19 protein-coding genes are annotated in these 18,801 nt (G+C 69.4%); 11 read left to right on the forward strand and 8 right to left on the reverse strand.

Annotated elements, in window-relative coordinates; all coding sequences use genetic code 11:
* Positions 1–2 precede the first annotated feature (2 nt).
* Positions 3–1,208 (reverse strand): hypothetical protein, encoded by a 1,206-nt coding sequence (locus K8612_RS16955; RefSeq protein WP_223763038.1) that lies wholly within the window; start codon positions 1,206–1,208, stop codon positions 3–5.
* A 1,241-nt stretch (positions 1,209–2,449) separates the two neighbouring features.
* On the opposite strand from K8612_RS16955, the gene K8612_RS16960 reads away from it, so the two are divergent.
* The 11 genes from K8612_RS16960 to K8612_RS17010 all read left to right on the forward strand — a co-directional run bounded on the left by K8612_RS16960 (position 2,450) and on the right by K8612_RS17010 (position 10,971).
* Entirely contained in the window at positions 2,450–3,067 is a 618-nt protein-coding gene (locus tag K8612_RS16960) for a hypothetical protein (protein ID WP_223763039.1), read from the forward strand.
* Positions 3,068–3,074: 7 nt separating this feature from the next.
* Positions 3,075–3,299 (forward strand): hypothetical protein, encoded by a 225-nt coding sequence (locus K8612_RS16965; RefSeq protein WP_223763040.1) that lies wholly within the window; start codon positions 3,075–3,077, stop codon positions 3,297–3,299.
* 212 nt (positions 3,300–3,511) lie between these two features.
* The gene (locus K8612_RS16970; protein WP_223763041.1) at positions 3,512–3,907 is read left to right on the forward strand and encodes a hypothetical protein; all 396 of its coding nucleotides are present in this window, start codon (positions 3,512–3,514) and stop codon (positions 3,905–3,907) included.
* Positions 3,908–4,048: 141 nt separating this feature from the next.
* Complete coding sequence (locus K8612_RS16975) at positions 4,049–4,330, forward strand: hypothetical protein (RefSeq protein ID WP_223763042.1); 282 nt, start codon at positions 4,049–4,051, stop codon at positions 4,328–4,330.
* A gap of 552 nt (positions 4,331–4,882) precedes the next feature.
* Positions 4,883–5,347, forward strand: a complete 465-nt coding sequence (locus tag K8612_RS16980; protein ID WP_223763043.1) for a hypothetical protein — start codon at positions 4,883–4,885, stop codon at positions 5,345–5,347.
* A gap of 9 nt (positions 5,348–5,356) precedes the next feature.
* Positions 5,357–5,824, forward strand: coding sequence for a hypothetical protein (locus tag K8612_RS16985; RefSeq protein ID WP_223763044.1), 468 nt, complete (start codon positions 5,357–5,359; stop codon positions 5,822–5,824).
* A 49-nt stretch (positions 5,825–5,873) separates the two neighbouring features.
* The gene (locus K8612_RS16990; protein WP_223741879.1) at positions 5,874–7,202 is read left to right on the forward strand and encodes an amidohydrolase family protein; all 1,329 of its coding nucleotides are present in this window, start codon (positions 5,874–5,876) and stop codon (positions 7,200–7,202) included.
* A 14-nt stretch (positions 7,203–7,216) separates the two neighbouring features.
* Positions 7,217–8,203, forward strand: coding sequence for a class I SAM-dependent rRNA methyltransferase (locus tag K8612_RS16995; RefSeq protein WP_223763045.1), 987 nt, complete (start codon positions 7,217–7,219; stop codon positions 8,201–8,203).
* Between the two features lie 33 nt (positions 8,204–8,236).
* Positions 8,237–9,457: a serine/threonine-protein kinase gene (locus K8612_RS17000; RefSeq protein ID WP_223741877.1), complete on the forward strand. Its 1,221-nt coding sequence runs from the start codon at positions 8,237–8,239 to the stop codon at positions 9,455–9,457.
* Positions 9,458–9,479: 22 nt separating this feature from the next.
* A complete protein-coding gene (truA, locus tag K8612_RS17005; protein ID WP_223741876.1) occupies positions 9,480–10,277 on the forward strand; it encodes a tRNA pseudouridine(38-40) synthase TruA in 798 nt (265 codons plus the stop codon).
* A 22-nt stretch (positions 10,278–10,299) separates the two neighbouring features.
* The gene (locus tag K8612_RS17010; RefSeq protein WP_223763046.1) at positions 10,300–10,971 is read left to right on the forward strand and encodes a hypothetical protein; all 672 of its coding nucleotides are present in this window, start codon (positions 10,300–10,302) and stop codon (positions 10,969–10,971) included.
* 4 nt (positions 10,972–10,975) lie between these two features.
* Here the strand turns inward: K8612_RS17010 and argC are convergent, their stop codons facing one another.
* From argC to K8612_RS17045, 7 genes are read right to left on the reverse strand one after another with little or no spacing between them, the layout of a single operon-like run.
* Positions 10,976–12,046: an N-acetyl-gamma-glutamyl-phosphate reductase gene (gene argC / locus K8612_RS17015; RefSeq protein ID WP_223741874.1), complete on the reverse strand. Its 1,071-nt coding sequence runs from the start codon at positions 12,044–12,046 to the stop codon at positions 10,976–10,978.
* On the reverse strand, positions 12,043–13,104 hold the full coding sequence (locus K8612_RS17020; RefSeq protein WP_223741873.1) for a DUF1611 domain-containing protein: 1,062 nt from the start codon (positions 13,102–13,104) through the stop codon (positions 12,043–12,045). The genes argC and K8612_RS17020 overlap by 4 nt, the downstream gene beginning before the upstream one ends.
* 4 nt (positions 13,105–13,108) lie before the next feature.
* A complete protein-coding gene (argG, locus tag K8612_RS17025; RefSeq protein ID WP_223741872.1) occupies positions 13,109–14,296 on the reverse strand; it encodes an argininosuccinate synthase in 1,188 nt (395 codons plus the stop codon).
* A gap of 39 nt (positions 14,297–14,335) precedes the next feature.
* Positions 14,336–15,685, reverse strand: coding sequence for an argininosuccinate lyase (gene argH / locus K8612_RS17030; RefSeq protein WP_223763047.1), 1,350 nt, complete (start codon positions 15,683–15,685; stop codon positions 14,336–14,338).
* Entirely contained in the window at positions 15,678–16,748 is a 1,071-nt protein-coding gene (locus K8612_RS17035; protein WP_223763048.1) for a M20/M25/M40 family metallo-hydrolase, read from the reverse strand. The genes argH and K8612_RS17035 overlap by 8 nt, the downstream gene beginning before the upstream one ends.
* Positions 16,745–17,671, reverse strand: a complete 927-nt coding sequence (argB, locus tag K8612_RS17040; RefSeq protein WP_223741869.1) for an acetylglutamate kinase — start codon at positions 17,669–17,671, stop codon at positions 16,745–16,747. Before argB ends, K8612_RS17035 begins: the two co-directional genes overlap by 4 nt.
* A gap of 60 nt (positions 17,672–17,731) precedes the next feature.
* Positions 17,732–18,736 carry an N-acetylornithine carbamoyltransferase gene (locus tag K8612_RS17045; protein ID WP_223741868.1) on the reverse strand — a complete coding sequence of 335 codons (1,005 nt, stop codon included), beginning with the start codon at positions 18,734–18,736 and terminating at the stop codon, positions 17,732–17,734.
* Positions 18,737–18,801 lie beyond the last annotated feature (65 nt).

An 18,801-nucleotide genomic window follows, 5' to 3' on the forward strand; every position in this document is an offset into this window, starting at 1 on the left:
GCCTACTGAGCGCCGGGAGCGGTCAGTGGCGACCGGGGAGCGGAGGAGAAGCCCAGGCGGCGCAGCATCACCTGCCGGATGGAGGGGATGCGGAAGCGGAAGATGAAGGCATCCGCGAAGTAGTGCGCGAGCACGCACGCGAAGCCCAGCGAGGTGACCGCGCGCAGCAGGGGATGCGCCTGCGCGCCACCGCCAATGCCCAGCGAGCCGCGCATGGGGCCATCCAGCAGGAAGCCATGCACCACGCCCAGCGCGAACAGCGGGAGCATGGACACGACCATGGCGGGCCAGATGAGCTTCTGGCTCAGGCGGGGCCTGTCGCCCTCGCGAGGCTCCAGCATGCGGGCGCTGAGGAAGTAGTACTCCAGGCCGTGCATGCCCGGGAGCATCACGTACCCCCAGGACGGCGCCACGAGCGCCAGGCCGGTCGCGGTGGCCATGCCCAGGAGGTAGAGCACCTTGGGGCCGCTGGCGGTGCCGGAGCGGAGCACGGCGCGGAAGAGCAGGAGGAAGTAGCCCAGCCACACGGCGATGAGCACGGGCAACGTCTGCCACGGAAGAACGACGCCCTGGCCCACGTCGAGGTAGGCGGGGGCGTTCGGTGCGGCGGACTCTGCGACGAAGAAGATGCGGACGAGGAGGACGGAGAGGAGCAGCGGCACGTAGAGCTGCTGGAGCTTGCGCTCGAGCGGGGAGGGCGCGGGAAGGCCCGCTTGTCCGCCGCGCAGGCCATGCAGGGACCACAGGCCCCGGTGCTGGGACAGGGTGTGGTGCATGCCGAAGACGTTGAAGATGACGGCCACGGCGAAGGTGTGGATGGAGCGGTCGGCGTAGAAGGTGAAGAACAGGGCAGCGCCCACGCCGAGCATGGCCAGCGCACCGGCGAGGATGGTGCGCGGCTGGTTGGGCGCGGCGGTGAGCACGTCGCGGTGCACGCCAAAGAGCAGGAACGTGAGGATGACGTGCGTGGCGTTGCCCAGGAGGTTCTGGGCGGTCCAGCCCAGGAGCCGGTGGGCGTTGTCCGCGGCGGCGGGGGCGAGGAGCGCGCTGGCGACGGCGGCGACCGCTGTCAGGGCCAGGGGGATGCCCAGGATGGCGAGGTCGGCCCGGGGAGAGAACAGCCAGAGGCGGCGAAAGCGCAGGGCGCCGGGCGCTGCCGGCGTGTCCTGCTCCGTGGCGGTGGCGACTCCGGGGCTCAACGGTGTCATGGGACTGGGAGTATACCGGGTCTCCAGGGGCCCAGGACCCACGCCACCCTGCCTGCCAGGCGGGATGAGGGCGGGGCAGGGCTCCGGGGGAGGGTTCACCCCAACGGAGATGGGACGGATGCCAGGCGGACGAAGAATCCAGACCAGGTGCTGCTCCTGGCCGCTTTCGCGGTGAGTTGGAGCAGCGGCTTCGCCTTGCACCGCTGATGGAGGCTCACGGGAAATCATGATCCGGAAAGCGTTGGGCCTTGGCTGTGGGGTGTTGCTTCTGGCGGCGTCGTGCGCGAGAGACCTGGACTACCATCAAGAGTGTCGGTCGGATGGTGAGTGCAAGCAGGGCTTGATTTGCATGACGGGGTATACGGGGGAGCGCAGTTGCTCGTTGTTCGGTCGCTATCGCAGTTGTGAGCAGCCGTGTGCGCGGGACGCCGATTGTCCTGTTGGGTTTGAGTGTAAATTGATTCAGCCGGGGCCGGATCACTCGTCTTGTCGGAGAGAGTGGAAGTGAGAGCCGTGGTGTGAACGGGCGGTCGGCGTAGAGAAAGAACGGCGTTGCTTCCGCATCGAGCATGGCCAGCGCACCGAAAGGTGGGTCCGATGGACAGGTCCGTGGCACCCGTCTTGTTCCGCTCTTCGTTGGGAAGGCCCCAGGGCTGGTGGGCCTGGCTCTTCCTGTGTCTGATGGTGGCGGGCGCCGTGCTGCTCTACGCCGGCTTTCAAGGTGCGGCAATATCCACAGGTCTCCGTCTCCTTCGAGTCAGGACGTGTCTCCGTGTCGGAGGTGAGAACATGAAGCCCGAATGGCCTTTGCTGATGCTTCTGATTTTCCTTTCATCCTGTGCCGTGAGCCGTGACTCCAAGATGGCCTCAGCTCAAGTTCAGGATGGAGGGAGTTGCAAGAGTAGCGCTGACTGCGAGGAGGCACTGGACTGCATGTTCTGGCCGCTGACAACACCGGGGTCGGCAGGTACGTGTCAGCGGGCGTGCGAAGAGACTTCGGACTGCCCCAGCGGACAGGTGAGCGGCGGAGGATTTTTTACCGATTCGCCGGGGTCTTTTTGCACGCCTCCGGGCGTCGACTGATGGAGATGCGTTCGTCCGGAGCCGGTGAACGGCATCGAGAATCACCTGCGCCGGGGGAGCCCCAGGGACCTCCCTGACCGAGTCATGCCGGTGGCATTCACTCGCTGAATTGCGGAGCAGCCCTGCTTCCGGATGAACTCGGCCAGGGCCGCGATCAGATGGACCAGGAGGCGGTCGGTGGAGTCAGCCTGCAGAGGATACAGGTCATGGCATCAGTGAGAAGAGAAGTCCTGGAGGTGGCTGGGGAGTTCGGCCTGCCTCTGGACAGGACGCAGCGCCTGGAGCCAGTGCTGGAGCGTGCGTGGCGGTCATCGACGCACTTCGCGCTCATCCGGCGCGGAAGGATGCGGGTTGACGGCGCGGACGTCGTCGTGCCCACGCCAGAGTTGAAGCGCCTTCATCATGGCTTCGAGCGGATCCGGGTGGCGGCGGTGGAGTCCCGGTGGGTTTCGTCCTGGCCGGGGACGACCTCCGGCTCCAGTGCAGCGCTGTGGGTCCGGTGCCGGACGGATGGCGGCGTGCGCCTGCCCCTGAACGACGAGAGCCTCTGGAAGGGAATCGACGGCTGGGACGACTTCCAGTTGTTCGAAGGCCCCAAGCTGAAGCTGTTCGTCTGCAGCCATGAGGGATTTGGCACCGTCTGGGGAAACGAGCGATTCATCCGGGACCTGGGGATTTCTCCCGCGCGACAGAAGCATGAGACGTATGAACTGATTGGCGAACCCATGGCGCCTGCTGCCTGGTCACTGCTCATGCAGGGAACGCCCATTCCGTAGGACGGTCATGCGATTCGTGCAGCTTGTCTGGATCTTCGTCGGGGCGTACCTGGGGCCAGTGGTGATGCTCTTTCTCGTAAGCCTTCTGCCGGAAGGATGGTTGCGTTCGCGAGACGCGCTGGAGATTCCGTTTTGTCTGGTGAATGATTTTGGTGGGGTCTGCGTGATGACTGGCGGCGAGGGAGTGATGAGTCCTCTACCTGAGGTGTCATCGGGCGAGGTAAAACCGTGAGTCGCGCATTTCTTCAGGCGGGCTTGGGTCTTATCCTGCTGTGTGTTGCTGGTTGTGCTGGAAGCACCGCTGTGGCCTGTTATCACGCCGAGTGGCCTTTGCCATCGGAGCTTGTTCGAGTGAAGTTGGCCCCAGGTGTCAGCGTGCTTGCGCCGCCTGTCGGAGCTGGCGGAGAAGGTTCCGCCAATGCAGCGGGATCATGGTGCCGGAGGGTGCAGTTCTCCAGTGATTGGCACAATGTGAAAGGCAGTTTGAGTTGTGCGTGGTTTTCTGGACGAAGCAATAGGGAACTCAGTGCCTCTTGGCACCCTGATGTTTTTGGGGAGCGTCAGTCGCAGAGTGAAAAAGTAGAGATGGTGAGGCGTGAGTTTGCATTGGGTGGAGATGGCGAAAAAGTGGTTGAATTGGGTTCGCCGTCGGTGGGGTTGGAGGTGCGAATTCGATCTGGAGATAGCTTGATTGTCAGTAGGTTTGTTGTGAGTGGGCGGGATTTGGTTATGCTTCAGACTGTGTCTGGTTGGGGGGCGGTGTTTTCTGGAGGGGAGCTATTTTTGGATTCGTTGTCTGTTGGTGGTGAAGTTGAGCAGCAGCCTCTGCCGTCGAATTGACCGTGAGTTGATCCCCCGCAGGCAGGTTTCTTGGCGCCCCATGAGCCCCGCCCCCGGAAATACATCGAAATCGGGGACCCCTCCTCCCAGGTCAGGACGGGGTTCATCCTCCACCCATCCCGTGCTGAAACGGGGATGTCCATGGAAGGCCGACTGCTGCCGAAGAACTGCGGCGTATACTTCCCGGTGACGGATCACATCGGCAAGCCGGTGGTGATGATGGACGCGTCGAGGCGGGTGACAGGGGCTGCGGACACGGACCCCTTCGGGTACGTCAACCGGGTGGGCCACCACGCGGAGGCGGCCCATCCGTGCGCGCACCGCACGTCCACGACGCTAGCGTCCTTCTCCCAGCAGAGGGAGACGGCGTCCGTCCAGGTGCGGATGCGCGCCCGATACCACGTGAAGACCGGAAAGGAATGAGGAGGCCTGCCTGACTCTTTTTGACTTGATGGTGGTCGCGGGGGCTGTTGGTGGGGCGGTCCTCGGTGCTCGCGGGGGGCACCATGTGGCAGGGATCGCGGGGGGCGTCCTGGGAGGAATGCTGGGACTGCTTGCCGGTGCATGGCTGGGGCGGCTGCCGCTCGCTCTCGGCCTTCGACAAATCTGGAGGAGGCTCTCGCGAGCCACTGTCCCGGAACTGGAGCGACAACTGGCGGAGGATTGTTTCCTTTCACATCTCATCCTGGCGGAGCTGAGCAGAAGGGGCGTGGACCTGGCTCCGTATGAGCCGCTGCTCCTGGACTGGATCCACTCCGATTCGCCGATGCGGCAGCAGTTCGGGCGGACCAGCCTCCAGATCTTCTTCCCCCAGCGAGCCGCGACACTGAAATGAAGACATCTGCCCGGTTGGGGATTATCGGCTTGCTGTGCTGGTTCGTGTCGTCGGTGGGCGTCACGGTCGCACTGGTTGGCTTGGGGCTTGGCGGAACCTTTTCGGCGGATTCGCACCCTTTCCCTGGGGATCCCCCTCTCGTGGACATGCTCGCGGAGGTTGCGCTCTGCGGATGGGTGTTCGTCCTGGTGGGGTGTTGTTTCTTCTTCATCGCCCGGAAGGAGTCCGACCGGATCGTCCAGCTCTGGCGACGGGTGCTTCCTCCCCTGACCCTGCTGTCATTTCTCGCGATGTCGCCGGCCCTTGCGAAGGTTGCCGGCAGGCATTGGGGGGAATGGGGCCACCTCAAGGCCGTGCTTCGGGACTACGCGCCCCGGGTTCGGGCATTTTCGAGCCGGGCTGATGGTGCCTTGTCGGAGGAGGAGTACGCGCGGGCGAAGGCGTGGTTGCTGGCTCAGCCCGTCACCTTCCGGTTCGAGACAGAACCGGAACCCGTCAGGATTCGCCTCATGAGGACCGTCCCGCCCTACGTGGGCGTCGACTTCGGCCAGGGTCAGAATGCGGTCTTCGATCCGGTGACGATGCTCTGCGTCTATTCGGATTGAGAGGTGTGGATGAGAAAAGACTGGACCTGGCCCACGGAGGCATTGGCCGGCGTTGTTTCGGGGCTGGAGTTGCTCGACCCGAAGGTGTCGCAGGATCTGCGCGATGACTGGTGGCAGACGTTCCTGCCCGGATTGTCCGCGTCGGGGCCCCTTTATTCTTTCATCTTCGACTTCGCCAAGAAGGTCCAGGTGAAGATCGCGCTCAAGGCGGAGGTGCACTACTCGCGGCAACAGCAGGGCGGCGTGTTCTACGTAGTGTCGGAGCCCTTGCTTCCGGTCCTTCGCTTCGAGGCCGCGTCACCCCCACCCCTGAACATCCTGAAGGCAATGCTCTGGGAGTCTCCGAGACACGGAGCCCCTGAGTGGTGCGCCATCTGCCCCGACTCCATGGACTGGTCCATGGTCGTGGAGCATGACGGCCCCTACTTCCTGAAGCCCGCGCCCTGCATGGATCCGCCCCTCGGGGACTCTCTGTAAGGAGACGGGGTTCATCCTCCACCCACCCCGTGCTAAAACGGGAAGGTCCATGGAAGGCCGACTGCTTCTGAAGAACTGCGCCGTGTTCCGGGCGGACGGTCGCGTCCGCCACGGCATGGCCGTCGTGGTCGAAGAGGGCATCATCCGCCGCGTCGCCCCGGACGCCGAGGTGCCCGTGCTCCCCGGTGATTGGGAAGTCGCCTGTCGCGGCCGCCTCGTCGCCCCCGGGCTCGTGGACTGCCACTCGCACATGGTCAACGGGCAGCTTTTGCCCCCCAATGGCGACTTCCTCCTGCGCCAGCCCCGCTCGCGCCTGGACCGCATGCGCTCGGTGGCCAACCTCCTCACCGCCGAGGACGTGGAGGTCCTGACCCGCTTCGCCTCCGCCCGCGCGCTGCTCGATGGCGTCAGCCTCGTCGTGGACCACCTGTCGTGCCCCACCGACGTCGCCGGCGGCCTGGAGGCCCAGGCCCGCGCCGCGAACACACTGGGCATCCGCCTCGTCACGTCCCACTCCACGCACAGCCTGGACGGCGCGGACGTGGCCCACGCGCAGGCGGACGCCAACGCCGACTTCGTCCGCCGCTACCGCGAACACCCCCGCGTCCGGGGCGCGCTCGGCTTCCACGCCTCCTACACGTGCGAGGACTCCCTCCTGTCCCGCATCTCCGGGCTGCGCCAGGAGCTGAACGCGTCCGTCGTGTTCCACCTGGCGGAGAACGAGGACGACCTCTCCACCACCTACGCCACGCACGGCCGCCGCGTCGTGCCCCGCCTGGACGCGCTGGGCCTGCTGGGCCCCCACGCCATCGCCGGCTACCCGCGCGCCGTGGAGCGCTCCGAGTCCGAGCGGCTGGCCGCCTCCGGCACCTTCATCGCCCTCACGCCCCGCGCCACCCGCTCCATGGACCGCGCGGCCGAGTCCGCCGACGGCGCGCTGTCCAGCCTCCACCTCGTGGGCCTGGGCACCGGCGGCCATGGCACCCTCCAGGAGGAGCTGGCCGGGGCGCTCGTCAGCATGCTGTCCCTGGCGCGCTCCGGCCGCATGCCGGACCTGGATGACTCGCTGGCGCACCTGTTCGTCAGCGGCCCTGCGGAGCTGTGCACCCGCCTGTATGGCAAGCCGTCGGGCGGGGTGGACGAGGGCAGCATCGCGGACCTCGTCGTCTACGACGCCATCCCCGCCGCGGACCCGGAGACCGGCTACTCGCCCTTCCTCCTGGGGCAGCTCACCGCCGCCCGCGTGGCGTGGACCATCGTGGATGGCCGCGTCTGCGTCCGCGAAGGGCAGCTCCTGGGCAGCGACTTCGTGGACCTGTCCCGGGACGCCGCCGCCGCGCTCGCCCGCGTCTGGTCCCGCGCGCGGCTGGGTTCGTAGGGTAGAAGGGGCGCGTGAGTGCCCTGCCTCTCCGCCTCGTGGACCTGCTGCGTGCCTCCCGCGCCCGCCGGGGTCCGCTGCTCTCGGACCCCGCCACCTCCGCCTTCCGCCTGCTGAACGGCGCCGCGGACGGCGTGCCCGACGTGACCGCGGACCTCTTCGGCGACGTCGTCGTGGTCAGCCTCTACCGCGACCTGACCGACGCGGAGGAGACCACGCTGCTGGACGCCGCCGTCGCCGCCTGGACGCCTCGGAGCGTCTACCTGAAGCGCCGTCCCCGGGAGGCGCGCGTGCTCGCCAACGTGGCGAAGGACGCGCTCGCCCCGGAGTCCGCCGCGCGGGGCGAGCCCGTGGAGGACTTCGTCGCGAAGGAGAACGGCCTGTCCTTCCACATCCGCCCCGGACAGGGCCTCTCCGTGGGCCTCTACCTGGACATGCGCGACACCCGCGCGTGGCTCCAGGCCCAGGCCTCCGGACTCACCGTCCTCAACCTCTTCGCGTACACCTGCGCCTTCGGCGTCGCCGCCACCGCCGGGGGCGCGAAGCGCGTGCTCAACATGGACGCCAGCCGCCGCGTGCTCGAGTGGGGCGAGGAGAACGCGCGCCTCAACGGACAATCCGTGGATCGCTACGACTACGTGGCTGGCGATGTCTTCGATTGGCTCGGGCGGCTCGCGAAGAAGGGGGAGTCCTTCGATGTCGTGGTCGCGGATCCCCCGTCGTTCTCCACCACCAAGACGACCCGCTTCTCCGCCTCTCGCGACTACGCCCGGCTGGCCGAGGCCGCCGCGAAGGTGGTGGCCCCCGGGGGCCGCCTGGTCGCCTGCTGCAACCTGGCGGGACTGCCCTCGCGCCGCTTCGAGGCGATGGTGCTGGAGGGCGTGACGCGGGCTGCCAGGAATGGGAAGGCAGTCGGGTCGCTCGGCCCCTCGGGGCTCGACTTTCCAACACCTCCGGGGGAGGAACCGGCACTCAAGGTGCACGTCGTCCAACTTCGTTAGCGCCTCCGGGCGGGGCGCGGCTACATTGCTTCCATGGCTCCCGCCGCCTCCTCGCCTCCGCGCGATGCGTTCCGCTTCGGCAACTACCGGCTCATTGATCGGATCGCCGTGGGGGGCATGGCGGAGATCTTCCTCGCGCACCAGTTGGACGCCAGCGGTGACGAGACGCCCATCGTCATCAAGCGCATCCGTCCGCATCTGTCCAAGCACGCGGCCTTCGTGAAGATGTTCCTCAACGAGGCGCGGCTGGCCGCCCAGCTCAACCACCCCAACATCGTGCAGATCCACGACCTGGGGAAGATCGTCGACAGCTACTTCATCGCCATGGAGTACGTGTCCGGCCGCGACATGCGCCGCGTCGTGCCCAAGGCCGAGTCCCTGGGGATCCCCTTCCCCATGGTGTACGCGCTGAAGATCGCCTCCTGCGTCTGCGCGGGATTGCACTACGCGCACCAGAAGAAGGACCGCTACGGCAACCCGCTCAACATCGTCCACCGCGACGTGACGCCGGAAAACATCGTCGTCGCGTTCGACGGCTCGGTGAAGGTGCTCGACTTCGGCATCGCCAAGGCCGCCAACCAGGTGGAGGAGACGCGCTCGGGGGAGATTAAAGGCAAGCTCAGCTACCTGTCCCCGGAGCAGTGCCTGGGTCGGCCGCTGGACTGCCGCAGTGACATCTTCTCGCTGGGCACCGTCCTCTACGAGTGGCTCACCGGCTTCAAGCTCTTCACCGGCGACTCCGACGTCGCCGTCATGCGCAGCATCACGGAGGCGAAGATCTACGCGCCGTCGTACTTCCGCGAGGACCTGCCGGAGCGCGTGGAGGCCATCCTGATGCGCGCGCTCGCCCGCGACCGCGAGCGCCGCTACCAGACGGCGCTGGAGATGCAGCGCGACCTGGACGCCTTCCTGGAGTCCTACGACTTCACGCCCACGCCGCTGCACCTGGCCAACTTCGTCAAGCAGCTCTTCGAGGACGAGCGCCCGCAGGAGCTGAAGCGCCTGTCCACGCGCCAGTCCTCCGCGCCCACGTCGGAGATGGCGCTGGAGGTGGCGGAGGTGGTGGCCTCCGTGGACGGCCCGCCCACGGAGGCCATGCGCCTGGACGACCTCCCCGCCACCGAGCCGCGCCTGCTCGCGCTGCCCCTGGACCCCGCCCTGTACGAGAAGCTGGAGGCCCAGGCGCGCAAGGCGAACGTCTCCCTGGCGAAGCTGGCGGCGGATGTGCTGGAGGGATGGCTGAAGTCGCGTTGAACCGCGTGCCCCTGCGCTCCCCATGCCCCGGCTGAAGCTGACGCTCGAATACGAAGGCACCCGGTACGTGGGCTGGCAGGTGCAGCCCAACGGCCCGTCCATCCAGTCCACGCTCCAGGACGCGCTCCAGAAGCTGCTGGGGGAGCGCGTGTTCGTGGCCTCCGCGGGCCGCACCGACGCGGGCGTGCACGCGACGGGGCAGGTGGCCTGCTTCGACACGCCGCGTGTGCTGCCGATGAAGGCCTACACCATGGGCCTCAACGGCATCCTCCCGCCGGACATCGCGGTGGTGGCGGCGGAGGAGGTGGCCGCGGAGTTCGATCCGCGCCGGTGGTCTCGCGGCAAGCGCTACCGCTACCGGGTGAGCAACCGGCGCACGCGGTCCCCGCTGCTGCGCACGACGCACTGGGAGGTGTTCGCCCCGCTGGACGTGGAGGCCATGCGCCGCGCGGCCCAGGTGCTCGTGGGCCGGCATGACTTCTCCGCGTTCCGCGCCGCGGACTGCCAAGCGAAGCACGCGGTGCGCGAGATCCGTCAGGTGCGCGTGGAGGGCGCCTCCGGCGACACGGTGGCCTTCGTGGTGGAGGGCACCGCGTTCCTCAAGCACATGGTGCGCAACCTGGTGGGCACGCTGGTGGAGGTGGGCAAGGGCCGCCGCCCCGAGGCCTGGGTGGCCCAGGTGCTGGCCTCGCGCGACCGCAAGCAGGCCGGGGCCACCGCGCCGCCGCAGGGGCTGGTGATGGAGGAGGTCTTCTACGGCGACGGCCCGCCCCCTCGCTCGGCGGGGGACGCGGCTGTCGGGGAAGAGGACGAAGGGTGAGATTGCGCTAGGCTTTCGGGCCGTGAGCTCCAAGCCTGGTGTCCTCGAACCCCTGCGCGTCCGCGTCCGACGCTTCCAGTTCATCGTCGGACTGGGTTTCCTGTCGCTGGTGGTGGGCGCGATGCTCAGCGTGTCGCTGGTGCTGCGCCTGCACGCGCGGGTGAACGCGCTGCCGTCCGACCTGCTGCGCATCCCGGTGGCGGTGGTGCTGGAGGACCTGTGGGTGCTCGCGGTGCTGCCGGTGCTCTGCTACGGCGCCGCGCGCATCGTCGCGCTGCGCACGTGGACCACCGCCGTGGGGGCCGCGCTGTCCGGGGGCGTGTTCGTCATCGCGCTCAACTTCGTGCGCGACGGCTTCGAGGGCCTCGCCACGGGCTGGAGCTTCGCGTCGGCGCTGCGGGTCGTGGCCTTCGTGGGCGGCATCCTGCTGAGCGCCCGGGCCATCCGCGCGGGCCGCGCCGCGGCGGAGAAGGGCTCCGCCGAAGCCGAGGCGAAGGCCGCCGCCCGCAAGTCGGAGTACGACGAGTTCCTCAAGGCCGCCGAGGCTGGCGGCGCGCGCCTGGAGCAGCGCGAGGGGGGCGCCGCCGCCGAGGCTCCGGCTGCGTCCGGGAGCGGGCCTGTCGCGGGAGATTCCGCCGCGCCCGAGGGGAGTGCCTCCCCCCCGGGCGACGTGCCGAAGACGCCCGCGGCCTGAGACCCTACGGGTAGCAGGCCGCCTGGCGCAGGCCGGTGTCCTCGGGGAAGCCGAGGGCCACGTTGAAGTTCTGCACGGCCTGGCCGGCCATGCCCTTCACCAGGTTGTCCAGCGCCGCCATCACCGCCACCGAGCGGCCCTTCGTCGCCACGGAGATGTCGCAGAAGTTGCTGCCCGCCACCGCCGCCACGCGCGGCGTGCCCTCCACGATGCGCACGAACTTCGAGCCCTCGTAGTAGCGGCGGTACTTCTCCGTCAGCGACTGCGTCACCACCGCGCCGCCGTGCTCCGGCCACTCGAACTGCACGGTGGCGAAGATGCCGCGCACCATGGGCGCCGAGTGCGGCACGAAGGCCAGCCGGTGCCGCTGCGCGCCGTGCGCCACCAGCATCACCTCCACCTCCGCCTCGTGCTGGTGCTCCAGCGGCTTGTACGCGCGGAAGTCATGCGCGCGCGTCGGGTGGTGCGTGCCCTCGCCCGGCAGCGAGCCGGAGCCGGACGAGCCCGTCACGCCCGACACCGCCAGGAGCCCCAGCCCCGGCGTGGCCGCGATGGGCAGCAGCGCCAGTTGCACCGCCGTGGCGAAGCAGCCCGGGTTGGCGATGCGCTTCGCCGTCTTCACCTGCTCGCGCTTCCACTCCGTGAGGCCGTAGGTGAACGTGCCCAACAGCTCCGGGGACGGGTGCGGCCGGCCGTAGGCGCCCGCGTACCGGCCCGGGTGGTCCAGGCGGAAGTCGGACGACAGGTCGACGAGCAGCATCCGGTCCGTGAGCCCCGCGTCCGCCCACTGCTTCTCCAGCCCGGCGAACTGCGTCGCCAGGTCGCCGTGGCCCAGCGCGCTGAACACCACCGGGCGCTGCGAGTCCGCCAGCCAGCGCCAGTCCGGCTCCGCCTCGAAGCGGCCGTCCACCAGGCCGCGCAGGTGCGGGTGCACCTTGTGGATGGGCGAACCCGCGTGGTGCCGGGACACCACGCGGACACCGGCGTTGCCGGGGTGGCCCGCGAGCAGCCGCAACAGCTCGCCTCCGCCGAAACCGGAGGCCCCCAGGATGTAGATGTGCGCAGGCGACGTCATGACTTCCTCCCCGCTCCCAGCTTGGGCGCGAGCTTCTCCACGATGAGATTCCCCAGGGCGTTCGGATCCGCGCGCGCGTTGCGAGCGGGCAGCCCCACCACCTGCTCCACGAAGCGCACGCCCACCGCGTTGTCCGTGGCGGGCCCGGCCACCATGTCCATCTCGATGCCGTACACCTCGCGCAGGTGCCGCACACCGCCGGCCGCGCCCACCGGGTCGTTCGCGCACAGGATGAACGCGCCGCCCAGCGCCTTGAGCTCCGGGTCCGCCAGGATGGCCTGCACGCCGTACTCGCCCATGATGCCGTCGCCCGTCTCCGCGACGATGACGTCCACGTCCTGGGCCGCCATCTCCGAGAAGACGATGCGCGCCACCTTGGACGCCGTGCGCGCGCCGGTGCACACGACGCCCGCGTCGGTGAAGTCCATCACCACGTCCGCGCCGCTGTCCTGCATGGACAGGGTGTCACGCATCAGCGACACGCCCGTGAGCTTCGCGCCGCCCACGCGGTAGCCCGCCTGGGAGAGCTTGCGCACCACCACGCTGGCCGCGTACGTCTTGCCCGCGTTCATGCAGGTGCCCACCACGTACACCACCGGGCACGTCACCGCCCGCGACGTGCCCTTGAGCGCGCCGGTGGAGATGTGCGCGTGCTGGCCCGCGCGCGACTGGAACTCCGGGAAGGTGAGGACCTGGCCCAGCACCTCCGCCTCGAAGGGGGCGCCCACGCCCGGGTTGTGCGACGTGCACTTCCCGATGACGCCGCCCATGTTGAGGATGTGGAGCCGGTCGCCCACCGTGACGGACGTGGGCACGACGCCCTCGTAGCCGTGCAGGGCGTTGCGGTGGCCCAGCGCGCCCACGACGATGTCGCCCGCGTGGAGCGTGACGAGCCGGCCGTTCACGTCCTCCAACTGGTTGTAGACGCTCTTCTCCCCGTGGATGCGCACCGCGATGACGGCGCCCTCCTCGCACTTGACCTCATCCGTGAGGTGCACCGTGCGCCCCACCTGGAGGTTGCGGGTGACACTTCCCACCTTGTCGACGTGGATCTTCATGTCGTCACTTCGCTTTCTGCGAGAGCATCTGCGCGACGCCGTAGAGCTTGGCGAACCCCGCCGCCTCCGTCCCCGTCCACAACACGTTGGCCTCTCCGTACGTGGCCACCTTCGCGTCCATCAGCGAGTGCGGCGAACGCACGCCTTCCACGACGTGGGCGCGCGGGGTGAGCACCAGCTTCACCTCGCCCGTCACGCGGTCCTGCGAGGAGGCGAGGAACGCCTCCAGGTCCTTCACCAGCGGGTCGAAGAAGTGCCCCTCGTGCAGGAGCGACCCGTACAGGTTGCCCACCGTCTCCTTCCAGAAGAGCTGCTTGCCCGACAGCACCAGCTTCTCCAGCTCGCGGTGCGACGCGATGAGCAGGTGCGCCGCCGGGGCCTCGAAGCCCACGCGGCCCTTGATGCCCAGGATGGTGTCGCCCAGGTGCACGCCCCGGCCGATGCCGTACGGCCGCCCCAGCGCGTTGAGCTTCTCCACCACGTCCACCGCGGACATCGCCTGGCCGTCGAGCGCCACCGGCACGCCCTTGTCGAAGGAGATGACGAGCGGCCGGGGCTTCAGGTCGGTGGGAATCTCTCCGCCCGGGAAGGCCGCCTCCGGCAGCGTGCTCCACGAGTCCAGCGTCTCCCGGCCGCCCACGGATGTGCCCCACATGCCCTCGTTGACGGAGTACGTGCCCGTCTTCGCCGGCAGGTGGAAGCCGCGCTCCGCGAGGAAGGAGATCTCCTGCTGACGGGAGAGCGCCAGGTCGCGGATGGGGGTGATGAGCTGCAACTGCGGCGCGAGCGTGCGGAAGGCCACGTCGAAGCGGACCTGATCATTCCCCGCGCCGGTGCTGCCGTGGGCCACGGCCTGCACGCCCAGCTTCTCCGCCATGCGCACGGCCTCCACGGCCTGGCAGGCGCGCTCGGCGGAGACGCTCAGCGGGTAGAGCTGGCCGCGCAGGACGTTGCCCGCGATGAGGAAGCGCAGGTAGCCCTGGAACAGGGTGTCGCGCGCGTCCACCGTGTGGTGCGCCACCGCGCCCAGCTTCTGGGACAGGGCCTGGATGCGCTCCAACTGCTCGGGCGGGAAGCCGCCCGTGTCCACGGTGACGGTGGTGACGTCCCAGCCCTGCTCGCGCAGGTACACCGTGCAGAAGGCGGTATCGAGGCCGCCGGAGAACGCCAGCACCACGGACTTCTTGCTCATCTTAGGACTCCTGTTGCTGCGAAAGGGGTGAGGAAGGTTTCAGGGGGCCCAGACGCGCGCGGCGGCCTCGGCTTGCCGTGCGTGGGTGCGCGTGAGCCAGTCGCGCGCCTCCGCCAGCTCCTCGCGCGCGGTGGCGAGGCCCAGGTTGCCGGCGCCACCCAGGTGGGTGGCCGTCAGCGCGCCGCGGTCCGGCTGGAAGGTGCCTTCGTTCAACTGCCGGCCCACCTCGCGGTACGCGTCGCGGAAGGGCTGGCCCTTCGCCACGAGCGCGTAGGCGTGGTGCGCGGCGTAGAGCGTGTCGTCGCACGCCGCGCGCGCCTTCTCCGCGTTCACCTTCAGCGCGGGCACCAGCCGCGCCAGCACGTCCAGCAGCGCCTTCGCGCTGGTGAGTGCCTGGAGGGTGGGGCGCTTCAGCAGTTGGAAGTCACGGTGGTAGCTGGAGGGAAGCCCGCCGGCCACCGCCTCCACCTGGTGCGCAAGGCCGCGCAGCTCGCGGCAGCGGCCCCGGGCCAGCTCCACCACGTCCGGGTTCTTCTTCTGCGGCATGATGGACGAGCCGGTCGTGAAGGCATCCGGCAGGGCCAGGAAGCCGAACTCGTCCATGCTGTAGAGCTGCACGTCCCAAAGCCACTTCTCCAGAGTGCCCGCCACCGAGCACGCCCAGGTGAGCAGCGCCGCCTCATGCCGCCCCCGACTGTCCTGCGCGTCGATGGGGCTGCGTTGAACCCGGGTAAAACCGAGGAGCCGCGCGACATATTCACGGTCGATGGGCAGCGGCACACCGAAGCCCGCGGCGGCGCCCAGCGGGCAGCGGTCGAGCCGCCCCCACACGCCCTTCAGCGCCTCCAGCTCCTCCAGCAGCCCTTCCGCGAAGGCCATGCCCCACAGGCCGAAGGTGGACGGCATCGCGCGGCGCAGGTGCGTGTAGCCGGGCAGGGGCAGGTCCGCGTGGCTTTGCGCGAAGTCCAGGAACGTGCCCGCCAGCTCCGCCGTGCGCGCGCCCAGCGCGAGCAACTCCTCGCGCATGAAGAGGCGCAGGGCCAGCAGCACCTGGTCGTTGCGCGAGCGCGCCAGGTGGATGCGCTTGCCCGCTTCTCCAATGCGCTCCACGAGCGCGGCCTCCAGCGCGGTGTGGCCGTCCTCCTGCTCCGGGCGGATGGTGAAGCGGCCCGCGCGGGCCTCGTCGTGCAGCGTGTGCAGGGCGCCCACGAGCGACGCGGCGGCCTCCGGCGCGAGCAGCCCGACGTGCGCGAGCATGCGCGCGTGCGCGGCGCTGCCCAGCGCGTCGTGCGGCACGAGCGACAGGTCCACCACGGGGTCGTCGCCCACGGTGAAGGCGTGGATGGCCGCGTCCAGCGGCTGGCCCTTGCCCCACAATGTCTCAGCCACGCGACACCTCCCCGGCATAGCCGTGCAGCAGTCGTCGATAGAACGCGAGCCCCGCCTCCAGCTCCGCGCGCGTGAGGTACTCGTTCGCCTGGTGGCTCCGCAGCGTGTCGCCCGGGCCCACCTTCACCGCCGGGATGTCGCCCAGGAACGCCCAGTCGGACGTGGTGCTGGAGCCCACCGTGTCCTGGCCTGACGCTGCCACCGCCGCGCGCACCAGCGGGTGCGACGCGTCCGTCCCCTTGGGCAGGTAGCGCGCGGAGTGCACCAGCACCTCGCTCTCCAGCGCCCGGCCCACGTCCTCCGCCACCTTCGCGTGGTCCATGCCCGGCGTGGTGCGCAGGTCCACGAAGAACTCGCACCGGTCCGGAATCTGGTTGCGCGCGAGGCCCCCGGCCACCTGCGTCACCTGCGCCCGCGCCTCACCCAACAGCGGGTGCGCGGGGAAGCGCAGGGCGGACACGGCCTGGATGTCCCGGGCCGCCTTGAGGATGGCGTTGGACTCCGAGCCCAGGCCGCCCGTGTGCGCGTGCGCCACGTGGCCGCTCTTGCCGTGCGCCACGCAGCGCAGGAGCAACATGCCCCGCTGCGCCGTGCAGGGCTTGAGCGACGTGGGCTCTCCCACGATGGCGGCGTCCAGCGGCCCCAGCGTGGGCAACAGCGGCCCCAGCCCCTTGCCGCCCGTCTCCTCCTCGGCGGTGAGCGCGAAGACGCACTCCACGCCCTCCGGCGCGCCTTCCGTGAGGAGCGCCTTCGCGGTGAGGAGCATGGCGGTGACGCAGCCCTTGGCGTCGTTGGCGCCCAGGCCGTAGAGCGTGTCGTCCTTCCACACGGCCTCGTGCGGCTCCGTGGTCCACCCGGCGCACGGCTTCACCGTGTCCAGGTGGGAGTTCACGAGCAGGCGCTTCGGCCCGCTGCCCACGCTGAACCACACGTTGTGGCCCTGGCGGTGCACGCGGGCACCCCAGGACTCCGCGTGGCCCGCGACGAGGTCCGCGATACGGGCCTCGTCGCCGGAGACGCTGGGCGTGGCGACCAGCGCGGTGAGCAGCTCGGCGGGGTTCAACCCTTGGCCTCGCCGTGCTTCACCGGGTGCTCGCGCACGACCATGGTGCCGCTGCCCTCGTTGGTGAAGACCTCCTCCAACAGGGCATCGGACTGCTTGCCGCTCACCAGGTGTACGCTGCCCACGCCGCCCACGAGCGCGTGGCGCATGGCGTGCGCCTTGGGACGCATTCCGCCCGTGAGCCGGCCTTCGGCCTCCAGCGACGCCAGGTCCGACAGCGTGGCCAGCGAGATGAGCGACGACGGGTCGGAGACGTCCTTGAGGAGCCCCGGCACCTCCACCAGGAAGAAGAGCTTCTCCGCGTGCAGCGCCGCCGCCAGGGCCGCCGCCACCGTGTCCGCGTTGGTGTTGTAGACGGCGCCGTCCTGGCCGCCCGACAGCGGGGCGATGACCGGCACGTAGTCTGCGGAGCGCAGGTGCTCCACGACGCGCGTGTCCACGGACTCGATGTCGCCCACGAGGCCGTAGTCCACCATGCGCCCCTGCGTCTCGCCGGGCTCCGTCACCAGCACGGGCGGGCGCTTGCGCGCCTTGATGAGGCCCGCGTCCACGCCGGACAGGCCCACCGCGGGCACGCCCGCGGCCTGGAGGTCCGCGAGCAGGTCCGTGTGCAGCTTGCCCGCCAGCACCATCTTCGCCGCGTCCAGCACGGGCGCGGAGGTGACGCGGCGGCCCGCCACCTTCTCGATGGGCAGGTGCAGGGCGTCACACAGCGAGTCCAGCTCCGGACCGCCGCCGTGCACCACGACGGGGCGGATGGAGAAGGCCCACAGGAGGGCGATCTGCTCGCACGCCGTCTTGCGGGTGCGCGGATCCGTCAGCACGGCCCCGCCCAGCTTCACCACGAACGTCTTGCTGCGGAACTGCTTCACGTACTTCGCCGCGTTGCGAAGGGCGGCGTACGGATCGGGAGACAAGGGCACGGTGGACCTCTGGAAAGTCGAAAGGGGACGAAGAAGGGTGGGGCGGCGGGCTTTGACGGCTCAGCCGCCGCGCATCCAGGCCAGGAGGGCGCGCTGCACGTGGTAGCGGTTGCCCGCCTCGTCCACGACGCGGCTGCTCGAGTGGTCCAGCACCTCGTCGGCGACCTCCACGTTGCGGCGCACGGGCAGGCAGTGGAGGAAGGCCGCGTCCTTCGAGGCCTTCGCCATGTGCCGGCGCGTGGGCATCCAGCCCGAGTACGACGCGAGCAGCGCCGCGACGTCCGTGGGCGTGCTCGCCGTCTGCGCGGTGGGGCCCCAGGACTTCGCGTACACGGCGCGGCTGCCCACCAGCGCCTCGTCCTGGTCGTGCGTGTACGTGATGCTGCCGCCGGTGGCCCTGGCGTACGCCTCCGCCTCCGCGCGCACGGCCGGGTGCAGGTCGAAGCCCGGCGGATGCGCCACGCGCACCTCGCAGCCCGCGGCCGCCGCGGACAGGAGGAAGGAGTTGGGCACGGCCTTGGGCAGCGGCTTGATGTGCGGCGCCCAGGTGAGCGTCACCGGCAGCTTCTTCGTGGTGCCGAACGTCTCGCGCAGGGTGAGCGCGTCCGCCAGGCCCTGGCAGGGGTGCTCGCGCGCGGACTCCATGCTCACCACCGGCACGGTGGCCCACTTGCGGAAGGCGTTGATGACGGGGTCGGCCTCATCCTCCTCGTCACCGCCACCCTGGGAGAAGGTGCGGATGCCGAGCATGTCCACGAAGCGCGACAGGACGGGCGACGCCTCCTTGATGTGCTCCGCGCGGTCCGCGTTCATCACCGCGCCGGGCCGGTCCTCCAGCTTCCACACGCCAGAGCCCACGTCGAGCACGATGGCGTGCCCGCCCGCGCGCAGCATCACCGCCTCGAAGGACGTGCGCGTGCGCAGGGACGGGTTGAAGAACACCATGCCCAGGAGCTTCCCCGGGAAGATGTGCCCCGGATCCTTCTGCTTCCACGCGGCCGCCTGCGAGAGGACCGCCTCGACGCCTTCCGGGCCCAGGTCCTGGATGCGGGTGACATGCTTCATGGGCTTCGTGCTCCCCCGGCCGCGCCGGATGGGTGGAGACTGCTGAATATGCATCCGAATTCGTG

Source organism: Corallococcus sp. AS-1-6, from assembly GCF_020037015.1.
Lineage (GTDB): Bacteria > Myxococcota > Myxococcia > Myxococcales > Myxococcaceae > Corallococcus.